Genomic DNA, 16,064 nt, shown 5'->3' with positions numbered 1-16,064 from the left:
AACCAATTTCTAGTACTCATTATTTTTGATGCGCTGCAATCGTTTGCTCTAAGTTCTCCAGTGCATCTTGGATTGCAGTTAGTTCTTTTTCGAGGCGTATTCGATTTGGTTCAGTCGATTGTTGCCAATTCTCGAATGATTGTTTGATGCCCTCCACAGCACCTGGGACAGTTTCTTTTGCTTCTTTTGTCAGACTGGAAATCGAGTGTTTTAAATTATTGACTTTTAGTTTAATATCGCCAAATGTTTCTTTAAAGTCAGTTGAGGCGCTTTTTACAGAAGTGCGAATTTCACTACCTGATTTTGGAGTTGAATAGAGTACTGTAATCGCTGCCGCAACAGTGCCTGTTGCTAGGCCAAGGAAAAAAGTAGATGCTTTCATGAGTGATGAACTCCTTTCTGTAGGAATAGTATTCCTTTCACTAGTTTAATTAAACCACGCATTCAATAGATGAGCAAACAAAAAAAGCTTTTCGCACAATAGCGAAAAGCTTTGGAAATATATTTTTAGTTCGCAACAGGTTTATGAAAAGAGGATCTTTCCAAGATTTTCGTCACGATCGGTTTGATTAAGAAAAATGCAATTCCGTTTAAAACAACAGCAGGTAGTACAACTGTTGCATATAAAACTAAGAATGGAAGCTCGACGCCTAAAATGAAAATTGCGACTGATAAAAAGATGAATCCCGATAGCAAAGTACCAAGACCGACCAATACAGTAGATGCGATCAAATTAGATGCAATGCTTTTGAACGATTTGATAACCACATAGAAAACGAATCCAGTAATTAGTTTATCTGCAATATTCGGAAGGAATCCTAACGGAAATGTCGAAAACAAACCAGATAGAACACCTGTCGCTAGCGATAGAATAAAAACACTTTTCACATCGCGGAAAAGAAAAATCCCGATAAACATCATTGTCAACATGAAATCCGGTTTCATGCCACCGTTAATTCCTGGAATGATTAAATAGAGTGCAGCACCGACAGCAACCAACATGGCCATTAAAACAAGATTTTTCGTATTCAATTCTCATCTCTCCTCAGCTAAGCTCAATTTGTTTTCCTATCGTATCCTCGTGATCGATAGCGAAAAACTTATAGATTACTATATACTAAAAGTTGCGGTTAAGCAAGTACACTTCTAATCTTATCAGCTAGTTCTTGAATTTTCTCAGGCGTGTAGGTCGTTTGCTTCGTTTCCCATGTTGATAATTGGAAACCGTCCGTTTCGTCGTATCGCGGGATGAAGTGCATATGATAATGGAATACGCTTTGGCCAGCAGGCGCCCCGTTATTTTGAAGTAAATTCAACCCTGCCGGACGAAATTCAGCTTTTAGTGCGTTTGCAATTTTAGGTGCGACTTTGAAGAAATTGGCAGCATCTTCTTCAGAAAAGTCATAAATGTTTTCAATATGTTTTTTCGGAATGAGCAGAACATGTCCTTCTGTAGTCGGCATGATATCCATGAATGCGTAGACATGTTCGTCTTCATAGATTTTCGCGCTCGGAACTGCTCCTTCAATGATTTGACAAAAAATACAACTTGTCATTTACAACACTCCTTTCATTATTTAGACAATTGTAGCATATTTTCAACTAATGGATAAGAATATGAATATGTATAGGACAAGGTATTTTAATCGTGGATTTGTTAAACTAGAGAAAAGAATGGGGGATGAACATGCCAATTGTTGAACTAAAAGATGTAACGGGTGGGTATTCACGAAAACCCGTATTGCATGATCTATCATTTGAAATCGGAGAAAGTGAACTTGTTGGCTTGATCGGCTTGAATGGCGCTGGGAAAAGTACAACAATCAAACATATTATTGGATTGATGAATGCGCATAGTGGTGAGATTCGATTGAATGGGGTCACGTTTAGCGAAGATCCGGAAACTTATCGAAAATCATTTACGTATATACCGGAAACACCAGTACTTTATGAAGAGTTGACGTTGCGGGAGCATTTGGAGCTGACGGCAATGGCATATGGACTTGACAAAGATGTATTTGAAGCGCGATCGGCATCTTTATTGCGCGAGTTTATGATGGAGAAAAGGCTTCGTTGGTTTCCAGCGCACTTTTCTAAAGGAATGCGTCAAAAAGTAATGATCATGTGTGCATTTCTTGTAAATCCATCGCTTTATATCATTGATGAGCCGTTCGTCGGTCTTGACCCGATCGGGATAAAATCATTGCTCGAGCAGATGACGGAACGAAAGAATGAAGGGGCATCCGTCCTTATGTCGACGCATATCTTGTCTACAGCTGAAAAATACTGCGATAGAATCATCCTGTTACACGAAGGCAGGTTGCGGGCTCAAGGAACGATGGATGAGCTGCGGGAAGCATTTGGACGACCTGGGGCGTCACTAGACGACTTATACATCGCGATGACAGAGGACAATGGCCATGAAAAATTTGCGTGAATTATGGGGAGCCAGATTTGTTCATTACATGACTGAGTTTCAAAAATACATGAAGTATGTTGTTACTGGACATTTAGCTCTAGTTCTCGTTTTTGCAATTGGCGCAGGAGGCTATACGTACAGCGAATGGTTAAAAGAAGTGTCTCCGGATTTTCCAGCAGCGCTTCTTGCTGCAATTATTATCGGGGCCGCGTTGACATTTTCCGCACCAATTACATTATTAAAGCCTGCCGATTCCGTTTATTTTTTGCCCATGGAAACTAAGCTGCAACTGTATTTTAAACAGTCTTTGCGCTGGTCGATTTTTTCGCAACTTCCATTGCCATTTATATTGTATATTGTTGCGTTACCGCTTTTATCGGCAACAGAAACCGGCACGAAAGCTGAATTTCTTTGGTTGGCATTTTTCATCGTCGCGTTGAAATGGATTTATGTAGAAACAGAATTTTATTTCAGACATGCCAAAAGTGGCGATTGGGTTTGGGGAGACCGCGCAATCCGTTTCATTTTTGCATCCTTGTTTATTTATTTTTGGCTAAGCCCGTATCCCTACTTAATCATTTTATTCGCCGTTCTAATCGGTATTTATTCAACATATTGGCGGAAACAGAAACAAAGTATGCCGTTTCCATATGAACATTTCATCACGCTAGAACAAAATAGGATGATGCGTTTCTATCGATTCGCAAACTACTTTACCGACGTGCCGCATTTAAAAGGTTCTGTCAGCCGTCGCGGGTGGCTAGGATTTTTGCTGCCGCCTACCCGGCTTGAAGGGGCCGATGCTGGGAAGTATCTGGTCAAGCGCACGCTTATTCGAACGGATGATATTTTTTGGCTATGGGTGAGGTTAACAGCAATTACCATGCTAGGCGCTATATTTATCCCATTTCCGCTGGTCGTTTATATTTTTACAGGAGCACTTTCATTCGCATCAGCGATTCAACTAATCTATGCGTTGCGTGCGGGCGAAGAGTTTCGAATGGATATGTTATTTCCGATCAACAAACGTTCAAAGGCAATCCGAAGTACGGTTCGGCAAGTTCAGTGGCTTCAAGCTTTATTCGTTCTCATCACTGCCTTGTTTACCTTTGGATTCGGCGGGACGCCTTTTTTGCTAGGGATAATTATCCTCGCTGTATCTGAGATAACGCTTCAAGCAACTAAAGAAAAGTGAACAAATCGTTCCTCTGGTAATTAATTTACCAAGGAACGATTTTTTTAAAAAGGTAAATAGAAAATTCCGAAAAAGCTTGCAACTTCACCCGCAAATTATATATAATAATAAAAAGGCAACAGGGGTGAGCGTTTTGGAAAAAAAGTACTCATACACTGAATTTATGAAATCTATTGGCAGAAGTACCTCTTCGGCTCATGCAGAAAAACTGTTAAATGAAATTTACATGGATTTGTTTCTCAAACGACTTCATCGTGAACAAATTAGGGAACGTCTCAATGGACTTGTCAATCAATCATTGGACAATCGGGATGAAAGCGCTTTTCTGGCGTATTCAAATGAACTGTTGAAATTTGAAGAATGTAATTGAATTAAAAAAACGCTACGAGGGGATGTAGCGTTTTTTTACGTTGAAAAACAGTTAAAACATACGTTCCCTTTTTATTCGTATAAATAAAGGGTATATGGTAAAATAAGATTATTCTAGCACGGGAGGGGCTCCTCATTGGTTCAAACATTTAATCTACAAGCACCGTACACGCCAGAAGGCGATCAACCGCATGCGATTAAGCAGCTTGTCAAAGGATTGGAAGAAGATAAAAGACATCAAACGCTTTTAGGAGCAACGGGTACAGGTAAAACATTTACAGTCTCCAATGTATTGACAGAAGTGAATAAACCAACACTTGTTATGGCGCATAATAAAACATTAGCAGGTCAATTATATAGCGAATTCAAAGAGTTTTTTCCCGATAACGCCGTGGAATATTTCGTAAGTTACTATGACTATTTCCAACCTGAAGCTTATGTTGCGCATACAGATACTTATATTGAAAAAGATGCGAGCATAAACGATGAGATCGATAAACTCCGTCACTCAGCGACATCTTCTTTATTTGAACGAAATGACGTCATTATTGTCTCATCCGTTTCGTGTATATACGGACTTGGATCGCCTAAAGAATATCGCGACATGGTCGTTTCAGTACGTGTGGGAATGGAAATTGGCCGGGATGAATTGCTGAGAAAATTTGTCGCAATTCAATATATCCGGAATGACATTAGCTTCACGCGCGGGACATTCCGAGTCCGCGGGGATGTTGTGGAATTATTCCCGGCATCGCGGGACGAGCGTTGCATTCGAATCGAATTTTTTGGCGATGAAATCGACCGTATTCGAGAAGTGGATGCACTGACAGGCGAAATTATAGGTAATCGTGAGCATGTAGCCGTTTTTCCAGCTTCCCACTTCGTAACGAGTGATGAAAAAATGGTGAAAGCGGTTGAAAACATAGAAGTTGAATTAGAAGAACGTTTACAAGTTTTAAAAAGTGAAGATAAATTGCTGGAAGCTCAGCGGCTTGAACAAAGAACCCGATATGATTTAGAAATGATGCGTGAAATGGGTTTCTGCTCGGGTATCGAAAACTATTCTAGACATTTGACGCTAAGGCCTCCGGGTGCGTCTCCTTATACGTTAATTGATTACTTTCCGGATGACTTTCTATTAATCGTCGATGAAAGCCACGTCACATTGCCGCAAGTTCGCGGAATGTTTAATGGTGACCAAGCAAGAAAACAAGTTCTAGTGGATCACGGTTTTCGACTTCCATCTGCACTTGATAACCGGCCGCTGACATTTCAAGAGTTTGAAGGCCGTATTCGAAACGCAATTTATGTATCCGCAACGCCTGGTCCATATGAAATTGAACATACGCCTGAAATGGTTGAACAAATTATCCGTCCGACAGGGTTGTTGGATCCAACGATTGATGTTCGACCGATTGAGGGACAAATAGATGATTTAATTCATGAAATAAACGAACGGGTTAAAAAGAACGAACGCGTTCTGATTACAACGTTAACGAAGAAGATGTCGGAAGACTTAACCGATTATTTAAAAGAAATCGGAATCAAAGTACAGTATCTTCATTCAGAAATAAAAACACTGGAACGAATTGAAATTATTCGTGAATTAAGAGTGGGGACCTACGATGTTCTTGTAGGGATTAACTTGCTGAGAGAAGGTATAGACTTACCAGAAGTATCACTTGTGACAATTCTTGACGCTGACAAGGAAGGTTTCCTTCGTTCCGAACGAGCATTAATTCAAACAATTGGACGAGCAGCGCGAAATTCAAACGGGCATGTCATTATGTATGCTGATCGAATGACGGATTCAATGACAAAAGCGATTAGCGAGACAGAACGTCGTCGTGACATTCAAAGGGACTATAATACAAAACACGGAATTACTCCTACTACGATTAAAAAGAATATTCACGAAATCATTCGGGCGACCGATGTTGCAGAAGAAAGAGAAACTTATATTGAAAAGATTACAAAAGGTAAAAAACTGACGAAGACAGAGAAAGAATCCATTCTGGGAGTGCTTGAAAAAGAGATGAAAGATGCTGCGAAAGATCTTCAATTTGAACTTGCAGCGGAACTCAGGGATGCAATTTTAGAGCTAAAGGCAGAGAGGTAGATTGTTATGAGAAACAAAGAAATCGTGATACAAGGCGCAAGAGCACATAATCTTAAAGATATCAGCGTGAATATTCCGCGCGACCAACTTGTCGTGATTACAGGTTTGTCCGGTTCCGGGAAGTCGTCGCTTGCCTTTGATACGATTTACGCGGAAGGGCAACGACGCTATGTCGAATCACTTTCGGCATACGCTCGGCAATTTTTAGGTCAGATGGATAAGCCGGATGTCGATGTGATTGAAGGTTTGTCACCCGCGATTTCGATTGACCAAAAGACGACAAGCCGAAATCCTCGTTCAACAGTCGGAACCGTCACGGAAATTTATGATTATCTTCGTCTTCTATTTGCGCGTGTCGGGAAACCGATATGTCCGATACATGGAACTGAAATTTCATCTCAAACTATACAACAGATGGTTGACCGGATTATGCAAATTCCAGAGAAAACCCGCATACAAGTGTTAGCGCCAATCGTATCGGGAAGAAGAGGCACACACGCAAAACTGATTGAAGAAATAAGGCAAGAAGGTTATGTTCGCATTCGCGTGAACGGAGAAATTATCGATCTTGACGATAATATCGAATTGAATAAAAATCAACGTCATTCCATCGAGGTTGTGATTGACCGTATTGTGATGAAAGATGACATCGTTTCTCGTTTAGGCGATTCATTGGAATCTGCACTTCGACTGGCGAAGGGGACAGTCCTGATCGATATTATTGACGGCGAGGAAATGCTGTTTAGCGAACATCATGCTTGTCCGCTCTGCGGATTTTCAATTGGTGAACTTGAACCGCGGATGTTTTCGTTCAACAGTCCATTTGGCGCGTGCGGAGAATGTGATGGACTCGGAACAAAACTTGAAGTGGATTCAAAGCTTGTCATTCCAGATTATTCGTTGTCATTGAAAGAACATGCAATCGCGCCATGGGAGCCGACAAGCTCGCAGTATTATCCGGAATTATTGAAAACTGTCGCAAAACATTATGGGATTTCAATGACTGTGCCGGTAAGCGAATTGCCGGAAGATCAATTAGAAAAAATATTATATGGCTCGAAAGATGAAAAAATCCGTTTCCGCTATACCAATGAATTTGGCGGGACGCGTGATAGCGATATTTACTTTGAAGGGGTATTATCGAACGTTGCTAGAAGGTACAAGGACACTTCATCAGATTATGTACGTGACCAAATGGAAAAGTATATGGCGCAGCGAGCGTGTCCAACGTGTAATGGATACCGTTTGAAAGAAGAAACACTTGCGGTAAAAGTAAACGGCGTCCATATCGGGAAAGTGACCGACTTATCGATAGAAGAAGCAGATCGTTTCTTTAAACAATTAGAGCTGTCTGAAAAAGACAAACAAATCGCAGAACTGATTTTACGTGAAATTGCGGAACGTTTAGGTTTCCTCATAAATGTAGGACTGGATTATTTAACGCTATCGAGAGCATCTGGAACGCTTTCTGGCGGTGAAGCACAGCGGATCCGTCTTGCTACACAAATTGGTTCGAGGTTAACCGGCGTTCTTTATATATTAGATGAGCCTTCGATCGGACTTCATCAACGAGACAATGATCGTCTCATCGAAACATTGAAAAACATGCGAGATATCGGTAATACGCTAATCGTAGTGGAGCATGATGAAGACACAATGTTGGCGGCAGATCATTTAATCGACATGGGACCAGGTGCAGGTGCAGAAGGAGGAGAAGTCGTCTCCGCCGGTACGCCGAGCGAAGTGATGAATGATCCGAAATCACTAACCGGTGATTATTTGAGCGGCAAGAGGTTCATACCATTACCGCTTGAGCGCCGAGAATCAGATGGCCGTAAAATATCGATTAAAGGCGCAGCTGAAAACAACTTGAAAAATGTCAATGTCGACATTCCGTTAGGTCAATTCATTGCCGTTACAGGCGTATCGGGCTCGGGTAAGAGTACGCTTGTCAATGAAGTGTTATATAAAGTATTGGCGCAAAAACTAAATCGTTCAAAACAACAACCCGGAAAATATGATTCCTTAGAAGGACTTGAGGAACTTGAAAAGGTAATTGAAATCGACCAATCACCAATCGGCAGGACGCCTAGATCAAATCCGGCTACTTATACAAGCATGTTTGATGATGTTCGGGATGTTTACGCTTCTACGAATGAAGCAAAAGTTCGCGGGTATAAAAAAGGAAGATTTAGTTTTAACGTAAAAGGCGGACGCTGCGAAGCTTGTCGCGGGGATGGAATTATCAAAATCGAAATGCATTTTTTACCGGATGTTTACGTACCTTGTGAAGTGTGTCATGGAAAGCGTTACAATCGCGAAACGTTAGAAGTTCGCTATAAAGGTAAAAATATTGCCGATGTACTTGCGATGACTGTTGAAGATGCACTTGTATTCTTTGAAAACATACCTAGAATTAATCGCAAACTACAAACGATTGTTGATGTCGGACTTGGTTATATTAAACTTGGGCAGCCAGCGACGACGTTGTCAGGCGGAGAAGCGCAACGTGTGAAGCTTGCTTCCGAGTTGCACAAACGTTCAAACGGAAAATCATTTTATATTCTCGACGAACCGACAACCGGACTTCACACGCATGATATTGAAAAACTGCTCGTCGTTTTGCAACGACTCGTTGAAACGGGGAATACGGTGCTAGTCATTGAACATAATCTAGATGTCATTAAGACAGTCGACCACATCATTGATTTAGGACCTGAAGGCGGCGATAGAGGCGGCGAGATTATTGCGACGGGAACCCCTGAAGAAGTGTCGAAGGTTAAAAAGTCATATACCGGGTACTATTTAAAACCGATTTTGGAGCGAGATAGAACACGCATGAAGAATGTAATAAAGGAAGCTGAATCCCTAGTCAAATGAAACTTTTCACGAAAGCAACCGTATATATACTAATCACAAGTAGAGATCCAAATTAGGAGGCGGAAAAATGCAAAGTAAAAGGAAACGGATTTTGACAATGTTGGAAAACGGAACGATTACCACGGACGAAGCGTTAACCCTATTGGAAAAGTTGAACGGGGAACAAACAACAGGTCAAGGAACGACAGAACCAAGTCAAACCAGCACAGAAGGAACCGCACAAAGTCAAGCCGCTTCGGAAACATCAGAGAAAGAGGCGACGAGTTCTGAACAAGGAAACGAAAAAACTGGTTCAACACAAAATAGCGAACAATCCGAACCAACCGGTCAATCCGGCCAATCCGGACAATCGGGAAAGTCCAAGCAATCCAAACAATCAATGGATGATTTCCTAGAAGATTTGCGTAAGGATTTCACCAATGTCAGCGACCGTTTCATGCAGTTTATGCAAACTGCCGTACAAACGGTTAAAGAGTTTGATATTGAATCTCCCTTTGGAGAATCCGTGTTATTTTCGCATACCATTAACAAACCGATGGATAAAATTGATGAACTACTATTGGACATCGATAACGGGAAAATAACAGTTCATTACACTGATGAAAAAGAAGCACGCGCAGAATTCTCTGTGAAAGCATTCAACAACGAATCAGAAACGAAAGCGAAAGAAGATTTTCTTGAAAAGGTGCTCGTCGTAACGGATGAAAACAAATTGAGAATTTCGAGCAAGATGAAAATGACTAAAGTGAATTTAGATTTATTCTTGCCTCAAAAAGAATATAAAGAGCTAAATGTTCGTTTAATGAACGGTTCATTCACTATGTCAGATGCAGAGGCGAAAAAAGTACATGTGAAAACAGCAAATGGTAAAATTGAAATTTCTACATTGAAGTTCAAAACTGCTGATTTTGAAACAGCGAATGGCGAAATAAGACTGACTGGGCTTAGCGGCGAGAAGCTATCCGCGGAGACGTTAAACGGCCGTGTTTATATTGACGGAGATTTACAAGAAGTGGAAGCCCAATCGCTAAGTGGACATGTCGTGGTAACAACAACAAATAATCAAGCTGCGAAAATCGATGCTAAAACAATGAGCGGTTCGGTTGAACTCTATATACCAAATGGTCTTTCTTTGTCAGGTGAAATCGCGTCTAATATGGGCCGATTAGACTTACAACTTGATGATGTGAACCGTACGGCCGAGCAAGATTTACTGTTACAAAGATCAATTCGCTTTAAGAAAGATGTCGAAAATCAAGACAACCCGCTTTATATTTTTGGAGAAGCAAAAACGGGTTCAGTCCTGGTTTGTTATAATGCGAAATAAGGTAATAGAAAAGAACATTCCTTGGTGAATGTTCTTTTTTTATTTCACTTAAAGCGACATCAAGCTAAATTATGTTAAAGTAAGAACATATAGATAAAGTGGAAGGTGTGTTATTAATGGCTTATGTAACTGTTCGTGATGTCCAAGCTAGATTAGGGTTGGATATTTGTGCTGGAGATGCAGGTCTTGATCGGAAAATATATAAAAGTGATATTTCAAGACCAGGTCTTGAAATGGCTGGATTTTTCAATTATTATCCCGCGGATCGTGTTCAACTATTGGGGAAAACAGAATTAGCCTTTTACTCGAAGCTGGAGCCGGAAGAAAGAGTAGATCGAATGGAAAAACTTTGTACGTCGTTAACTCCGGCAATTGTCGTTGCGCATGGCGTAGAAGTTCCTGAGGAATTACTTGTTGCAGCTACCGATGCACAAATCCCAGTCTTTAATACATCTACTGCAACGACTCGTTTTTCAGGTATGCTGACAAATTACCTCGAAGGCAAACTTGCACCGATGACAACAATGCACGGTGTGCTCGTCGATGTCTATGGAGTCGGTGTATTAATTACCGGGAAAAGCGGGGTCGGAAAAAGTGAAACAGCGTTAGAACTCGTTAAACGAGGACATCGTCTTGTCGCGGATGACCTTGTCGAAATCAGAGAAGTTTCACAAAATGTATTAATCGGAAATTCCCCACCACTGATTGAGCATATGCTTGAAATTCGCGGCGTGGGCATTATCGACATTATGACCCTATTTGGCGCAAGTGCTGTAAAAAGTGATAAACGAATATTAATCGTTATTAATCTGGAATTATGGGAATCGGGCAAAATGTACGAACGCCTCGGCCTTGACGAAGAGAAGATGAAAATCATGGATACTGAATTGACAAAACTAACAGTTCCAGTACGACCTGGGCGGAATTTATCTGTAATTATTGAAGTTGCTGCAATGGATTACCGTATGAAATTGCTTGGCGTTAATGCAGCGCAAAACTTTTCGGATAAATTAACAGATGCAATCAGCCAAAATCCGAGTCAAATCGAAGAAGAGGGGAAAGAATGATAAATGATCCACTTACTATCTATTAACCCAGTCGCATTCCATATTGGCTCTCTACCGGTTCGTTGGTACGGTATTTTAATTGCACTTGGCATCGTACTCGCTTTTATCGTTGTTCAACGCGAAATGGTGAAAAGGGGAATGCATCCCGACTTTTTGACGGATTTACTCGTTTGGGCTGTGCCAATTTCAATTATTAGTGCGCGCATTTATTATGTCATTTTTTCTTGGGATTATTATAAGGACAATCCCGGGCAAATCATTCAAATTTGGGAAGGCGGCATCGCCATCCATGGTGCACTGATCGGGGCATTTATAACGACTTATATTTACACAAAACGCCGCGGAATTTCTTTTTGGAAAACTGTTGATATCGCAGCGCCGGGTCTATTGATCGGACAAATTATCGGAAGATGGGGAAACTTCATGAACCAGGAAGCGCACGGCGGTCCTGTTTCAGAACATTTTCTGAATACGACAATCATCCCGGACTGGATTATGAATCAGATGACGATCAATGGCGTGACCTACCACCCGACGTTTTTATATGAATCCATGTGGAATTTAGTCGGACTTATCATCTTATTACTTCTTCGTAGGGTTTCATTGAAACGTGGGGAAATGTTTTTGTTGTACTTAACATGGTATTCATTTGGCCGTTATTTCATAGAAGGAATGCGTACCGATAGTTTAATGGGAGGCGCATTGCGAACTGCGCAAGTCGTCTCGGTCGTGACAATCATTATTGCTGTAATATTTTTCGTCATCAGGCGTTATGTTCGGAAAGTTGACGAAACATACCAAGATAACTAACTGAGTGAGGGATATATTTATTTATGACAAAAAAACTTACAACATTATTATTTGATTTTGATGGAACATTGCTTGATACGAACGAGTTGATTTTCCAAACTTTTGAGCATGTCCTTGGAAAGCATTATCCAGGAAAGTATGGAAGGGAAGAAATACTTCATTTTAACGGGCCGAGATTATCTGAAACATTCGGTTTAATCGATCCTGAAAAAGTGGATGTACTCATTCACGAATACAGGGAATGGAATATTGCAAACCATGATCGACTTGCGTTTGAGTTTGAGGGTGTCTCTGAAACGATGCGGAAATTGAAAGATGCGGGCTATAAAATGGGCATCGTTTCGACTAAGAGAAACGATATGATTCACAAAGGGTTAAAGCTTCTTGATGTTGAGGGTGTTTTCGATGTCGTGATTGGTATGGATGATGTTGAAAAGACGAAGCCGGATCCAGAACCGGTTTTATTGGCGCTTAAACGTTTAGATGCGGATCGCGAGGAAGCCTTGATGATTGGCGATAACTATCATGATATTGTGGGCGGCCAAAATGCAGGAGTACAAACGGCAGCTGTTGCGTGGTCGGCAAAAGGCGAGGCGTTTTTGCAAAAGTATAATCCGGATTATATGCTTCACCATATATCTGATTTGCTTGCCATTGTTAATGGAGATGGAAATTGAGACGGACAGAGCGGTACCCCACAAAAGGAGACGCTAATTCACTCTGGCACATTTTTAAAACGGTACCTTTTTTTAAGGTGGCTAAAAACTTTATTGTTATTCAGCTGTCCAGGTATACGCCGTTTATTTCATTCAAAAACTTTTTGTTTCGGACGTTTTTAAAAATGAAGGTTGGAGAAAAAACATCGTTTGCACTAATGGTTATGCCGGATGTTATGTTTCCTGAAAGGATTCATGTCGGCGACAACTCGATTATCGGGTATAATACGACGATTCTAGCACATGAATATTTAATAGATGAATATCGAATTGGTGATGTTGTCATTGGAAAGAATGTATTGATCGGTGCAAATTCAACCATTCTTCCGGGGGTTGAAATTGGCGATGGTGCAATTGTCTCCGCGGCAACCCTCGTCAATCGAGATATTCCGCCCGGTGTTTTTGCGGGCGGCAATCCAGTGAAGATTATATTTACAAAAGAGCAGATGGAACAACGTCAATCTTCATTGCTGAATGAGTCATTAAAGTAAATGGGATAGAAATTATCTGCGTTATGGTATAATAGGTTTAATAAGGAGAAGGAGCGTTTAAAACGTTCCTTCTCGATTGTTTTCGGGGGAATTTGATTGAATAAAAAACACACGACAGATGACAAAAAAATAATATCATTTATTCCAGACGGTAAATTTTATTATGATAAAGCGGTTCGGTCTATGAACAGGGACCGTTTCGATGAAGCGCATAAATATTTGAAAAGGGCTACAGAGTTGAGCCCGAATGATCCGCAAATTCTTATGCAATACGGCGTTCTAATTATGGAAGAAGGTCGTTTTGATGAGGCGCATGAGATTTTGATGACTTCTTATTCACTTGATCCGGACGAGACCGAGATTATTTTCTATTTAGCAGAAATCCATGCGCATCTCGGTTTATTAAGAGATGCCAGAATGTATGCTGAAAAGTACTTGTTAAAAGCTCCTCAGGGACCGTTTGGCGATGAGTGCAGGGAGATCATTGACTTTGTCGGGCAAAAAGAGAAGTACATCGATGAAGAGGACGAAGTGGATAAAGAAGTATACTTTCTTCAGGAAAAAGCGCGTCGGCTTATGGAATCAGGTGATTTTAAAGAAGCGATTGAATTACTTGAATCAATCATTACGGATTATCCTGAATTTTGGGCTGCCTACAATAACCTTGCGCTTGCTTACTTTTACGTTGGAAAAAAGAAGAAGGCGATTGAGCTCCTCCATGATGTATTAAAACAAAATCACGGAAATCTTCATGCATTATGCAATCTGGCTGTTTTTTATTATTATGAAAAAAAAGAGAGTAAATTAGCTTCTTTGCTTGAATTGCTTATGAAAATCAAGCCATACTTAATTGAACATCGGTATAAACTTGGGGCAACTTTTGCTCTTGTTGGTAAGCATGCTGAAGCGTTTCATCTGCTTAGAGGGATTCAGAAGAATGGTTTTGAAGGGGATGCCGGTTTTTATTTCTGGTTGGCGCATGCTGCCTTCTTCACCGGGCATGAGCAAATTGCCAAAAGATCCTATGCCAGTCTGATTGAGATAGATCCATCGAAAGAAGGATTCGAACCTTGGAAAGATATTACTGAAGACTTTGAACCCGATTCTGTCGAGCAGGATCGAAATTTCTTGCTTGGAAAAATTCGAAATGAATATAGAAGCGAGCGCATGTTGGGTTTCTATCTTCTAGGGAAATCTGCGCATAAGCAAGAAATCATATCGCATCCATCCTATATTATGGTGGAAGAGCTTAGTGATGTTGAGCGACTTTTTCTTGCAAGTGGACTTAACTATGAATTTATGCCCGAAACATCTTTTGATCAATCATTTATGCGTGCGTTAGAAACGACGGAGTTATTATATGCAAATCACCAACCGTTAAATCATGAAGCAACTCATCTTTTTCAAATGTGGTTTACACTTTGTGAAAGTGCGTTATTAAGGTCATATAAATTCCCGAATCCAAAAGGACTTGCTTCGGCGGCTGATTATATGTTTCAATCGGCACGCTACACAGGTGTAACTAAAAAAGCGATGGCGGAAAAGTATGGAATCTCAACGCCGACGTTGACAAAGTATGTCAATGAATTAATGGAGTTTTTGCCGCATTTGAACTCGTAAGCAAGAGAGTTGATGATGGTGCTGAAATCCTATAACATTTGAGATGTTAACAGTTGTATAGGAGGAAAATAATATGTCTACTGAAAAAATATATGACGTGATTATTGTTGGTGCGGGTCCTGCCGGATTAACTGCAGCAGTATACACGTCGCGCGGTAATTTATCTACGCTCATGCTTGAAAGAGGAGCACCAGGCGGACAAATGGCAACAACAGAAGATATTGAAAACTACCCTGGATTTGACCATATATTAGGTCCGGATTTATCTACGAAAATGTTTGACCACGCACGTAAATTCGGCGCAGATTACGCTTATGGCGATGTCACGGACATCGTTGACGGCGAAGAATATAAAACAATTTTCGTCGGTCAGAAAGAATACAAAGCGCGCACGATTATTATTTCGACTGGTGCGGAATATAAAAAGATGGGCATTCCTGGTGAAGAGGAACTAACAGGCCGCGGTGTGAGTTATTGTGCGGTATGTGATGGTGCATTCTTCCGTCAAAAAGAAATCATTGTCATTGGCGGCGGGGACTCAGCGGTTGAAGAAGGCGCTTATTTAACAAGATTCGCCGATAAAGTAACCGTCATTCACCGACGCGATGAGCTTCGTGCTCAAAAGATTTTACAAGACCGTGCGTTTGCGAATGAAAAAATGGAATTCATTTGGAATACAACGGTGAAAGAAGTAAACGAAAAAGATGGAAAAATCGGCTCAGTCACATTGCTTTCAACAGAAGACGGTTCAGAGAGAGAGTTTGAAACGGATGGCATGTTCGTTTATATCGGTATGGATCCATTAACGGCTCCTTTCGAAAAGCTTGGTATTCTTGATGCAAATGGCTACATCGAAACAAATGACATCATGGAGACAAAAATACCTGGAATTTACGCTGCAGGCGATGTTCGTGAGAAACTATTACGTCAAATTGTCACAGCTACAGGTGATGGAAGTGTCGCTGCACAAGCGGCTCAGCAATATATTGAAGAACTTAAAGATAAAATGAGCGCAAAAGCTTAATCGATTTAATCTATCTTTAATGTGATT

The 16,064-nt window shown here is 40.8% G+C and carries 15 protein-coding genes; 12 read left to right on the top strand and 3 right to left on the bottom strand.

Annotated features, from left to right (window positions below; translation table 11 throughout):
* Nucleotides 1-19: 19 nt before the first annotated feature.
* The 3 genes from JSQ81_RS07935 to JSQ81_RS07925 form a co-directional block, all read right to left on the bottom strand.
* Complete coding sequence (locus tag JSQ81_RS07935) at nucleotides 20-382, bottom strand: YtxH domain-containing protein (RefSeq protein ID WP_212607116.1); 363 nt, start codon at nucleotides 380-382, stop codon at nucleotides 20-22.
* Between the two features lie 125 nt (nucleotides 383-507).
* Nucleotides 508-1,032 carry a tryptophan transporter gene (locus tag JSQ81_RS07930; protein ID WP_212607115.1) on the bottom strand — a complete coding sequence of 175 codons (525 nt, stop codon included), beginning with the start codon at nucleotides 1,030-1,032 and terminating at the stop codon, nucleotides 508-510.
* A gap of 98 nt (nucleotides 1,033-1,130) precedes the next feature.
* Entirely contained in the window at nucleotides 1,131-1,556 is a 426-nt protein-coding gene (locus JSQ81_RS07925; protein WP_212607114.1) for an HIT family protein, read from the bottom strand.
* Between the two features lie 131 nt (nucleotides 1,557-1,687).
* On the opposite strand from JSQ81_RS07925, the gene JSQ81_RS07920 reads away from it, so the two are divergent.
* From JSQ81_RS07920 to trxB, 12 genes are all read left to right on the top strand, one after another.
* Nucleotides 1,688-2,437, top strand: coding sequence for an ABC transporter ATP-binding protein (locus tag JSQ81_RS07920; RefSeq protein WP_212607113.1), 750 nt, complete (start codon nucleotides 1,688-1,690; stop codon nucleotides 2,435-2,437).
* Complete coding sequence (locus JSQ81_RS07915; protein ID WP_212607112.1) at nucleotides 2,421-3,614, top strand: ABC transporter permease; 1,194 nt, start codon at nucleotides 2,421-2,423, stop codon at nucleotides 3,612-3,614. Before JSQ81_RS07920 ends, JSQ81_RS07915 begins: the two co-directional genes overlap by 17 nt.
* Before the next feature lie 133 nt (nucleotides 3,615-3,747).
* Nucleotides 3,748-3,984 carry an IDEAL domain-containing protein gene (locus tag JSQ81_RS07910; protein WP_212607111.1) on the top strand — a complete coding sequence of 79 codons (237 nt, stop codon included), beginning with the start codon at nucleotides 3,748-3,750 and terminating at the stop codon, nucleotides 3,982-3,984.
* 135 nt (nucleotides 3,985-4,119) lie between these two features.
* Nucleotides 4,120-6,102: an excinuclease ABC subunit UvrB gene (uvrB, locus tag JSQ81_RS07905; RefSeq protein WP_212607110.1), complete on the top strand. Its 1,983-nt coding sequence runs from the start codon at nucleotides 4,120-4,122 to the stop codon at nucleotides 6,100-6,102.
* Between the two features lie 6 nt (nucleotides 6,103-6,108).
* Entirely contained in the window at nucleotides 6,109-8,982 is a 2,874-nt protein-coding gene (gene uvrA / locus JSQ81_RS07900; RefSeq protein ID WP_212607109.1) for an excinuclease ABC subunit UvrA, read from the top strand.
* Between the two features lie 67 nt (nucleotides 8,983-9,049).
* Nucleotides 9,050-10,309: a DUF4097 family beta strand repeat-containing protein gene (locus tag JSQ81_RS07895; protein WP_212607108.1), complete on the top strand. Its 1,260-nt coding sequence runs from the start codon at nucleotides 9,050-9,052 to the stop codon at nucleotides 10,307-10,309.
* Nucleotides 10,310-10,425: 116 nt separating this feature from the next.
* On the top strand, nucleotides 10,426-11,376 hold the full coding sequence (gene hprK / locus JSQ81_RS07890) for an HPr(Ser) kinase/phosphatase (RefSeq protein ID WP_212607107.1): 951 nt from the start codon (nucleotides 10,426-10,428) through the stop codon (nucleotides 11,374-11,376).
* A gap of 3 nt (nucleotides 11,377-11,379) precedes the next feature.
* Entirely contained in the window at nucleotides 11,380-12,186 is an 807-nt protein-coding gene (gene lgt, locus JSQ81_RS07885; protein WP_212607106.1) for a prolipoprotein diacylglyceryl transferase, read from the top strand.
* Nucleotides 12,187-12,209: 23 nt separating this feature from the next.
* Complete coding sequence (ppaX, locus tag JSQ81_RS07880; RefSeq protein WP_212607105.1) at nucleotides 12,210-12,863, top strand: pyrophosphatase PpaX; 654 nt, start codon at nucleotides 12,210-12,212, stop codon at nucleotides 12,861-12,863.
* Entirely contained in the window at nucleotides 12,860-13,393 is a 534-nt protein-coding gene (locus JSQ81_RS07875) for an acyltransferase (protein WP_212607104.1), read from the top strand. The genes ppaX and JSQ81_RS07875 overlap by 4 nt, the downstream gene beginning before the upstream one ends.
* Nucleotides 13,394-13,489: 96 nt before the next feature.
* The gene (locus tag JSQ81_RS07870) at nucleotides 13,490-15,013 is read left to right on the top strand and encodes a tetratricopeptide repeat protein (RefSeq protein ID WP_249336674.1); all 1,524 of its coding nucleotides are present in this window, start codon (nucleotides 13,490-13,492) and stop codon (nucleotides 15,011-15,013) included.
* Between the two features lie 73 nt (nucleotides 15,014-15,086).
* Entirely contained in the window at nucleotides 15,087-16,037 is a 951-nt protein-coding gene (gene trxB, locus JSQ81_RS07865; RefSeq protein WP_212607103.1) for a thioredoxin-disulfide reductase, read from the top strand.
* Nucleotides 16,038-16,064: the final 27 nt, after the last annotated feature.

The organism is Sporosarcina sp. Marseille-Q4063, from assembly GCF_018309085.1.
Taxonomy (GTDB): Bacteria; Bacillota; Bacilli; order Bacillales_A; family Planococcaceae; genus Sporosarcina.
This window is presented reverse-complemented; position numbering and strand designations above follow the sequence as displayed.